The following is a 772-nucleotide window of genomic DNA, read 5'->3' as shown; positions in this document are numbered from 1 at the left end:
CATGCAAATTAAGCTTAAATTTACCACTTAACACGGTAAAACCAAAGAAACCTAGAATGCCGAATGTAGCAAATCGTGTTGATGCGATTGTTATGTTCTTACCCCGAACTCCCTAATTACCTTTGAAGTTAAATCGTTAATATTTACAGGAAGATTTAACGATCCAGTTAGAGACTCATGAGTATGATTATCTGCCGTTAATAATGGAACATTCGGCCAACTATTTACCATTGTTATTATGTATTTACGGATATAAAGAGTTTCGATGTAAAGCAGATAACATTTTCTCTCATCTAATTCAAATTCGAGATTAGCCATTTCATTTCTTAAAGAATGATACTTACCAATATGCCTGATCAAAGCACTTACAGTAATACGTAGGTTTTCATTAAGTTCATCACCGCATGCATCCAAATATTTTTGTATGCGATTATCATCAAAATTCTTTGGGATTAAAATTTTCGGACTATTCTTAAAATATAATTTAAATTCAGTATACTTAAAGCTGTTTTCCCAAAGTTCATAAGCATTAATAGTAACGTCATCAATATCATCAGATAGATGCGTTATATAAGATTGAAGATTATTTTTAGCTTTGCGAGATTCTTTATTTGAAGACCATTTATCACCTAAGATTTTAGTTATAATTCCAGAAAATACTGCTGTTAAAATTTCACTCACATTCCCTCCTTAACTACATTATTCGTATGATTTATTGTAAAAGCCAACCTAATTTTAGAACATAACGCCTGCATAACACGTTTGCTACCAT

At 31.2% G+C, this 772-nt stretch carries 1 protein-coding gene; it reads right to left on the bottom strand.

From position 1 onward, the window contains the following. Positions 1-90: 90 nt before the first annotated feature. Complete coding sequence (locus tag PVK62_RS17415; protein ID WP_274445640.1) at positions 91-681, bottom strand: hypothetical protein; 591 nt, start codon at positions 679-681, stop codon at positions 91-93. Between the last annotated feature and the right edge of the window lie 91 nt (positions 682-772).

The organism is Aliivibrio sp. S3MY1, assembly GCF_028765575.1.
Lineage (GTDB): Bacteria > Pseudomonadota > Gammaproteobacteria > Enterobacterales > Vibrionaceae > Aliivibrio.
This window is presented reverse-complemented; position numbering and strand designations above follow the sequence as displayed.